General features: G+C 44.0%; 1 protein-coding gene. It reads right to left on the minus strand.

Going from position 1 to position 461, the window contains the following annotated elements:
* Positions 1-461, minus strand: a 461-nt coding sequence (locus A3761_RS01310) for an alpha/beta hydrolase (protein ID WP_197472716.1), incomplete at both ends; no start/stop codon positions are given.

Consider the following 461-nt stretch of genomic DNA (forward strand, 5'->3'; position numbering starts at 1 on the left):
TAAGATCCCCCATCTGAGTAACCGACCGACTATGCTCATAAAATGATGCATACTGCTCCTCACTCATATCATTAAACTGGCTAATAATTTGGCGCTTTAAATGCTCAGGAATAAGTTGGCCAAACTTCTCTATCATCAATGGCGCAATTTCAGCGCCACGCCCCTGCTCAATATAAGACTGAACTTGATCTATAATTACCTGAAGGACTGAATTTGCACGCGTGCCAAAACTGCCAAGAACAGCCCGATTAAACAAATCCGGATAACGATCCAAATAAGAAGCCGCAACAATTGAGCCCCAAGAGCCGCCAACTAAATATCGACTAGAGTACTTTTGCGCATCAATTCTGACTAATAACTCATGCAAGGCATCCACTTGCTCTTCAAGCGATACCCCCATGCAACCGTAGTTAATTTTTGCACGCCCTTGCCCAGGCAAGTCAAATACCAGGATGCTGTAT

This window comes from Oleiphilus sp. HI0123, assembly GCF_001635315.1.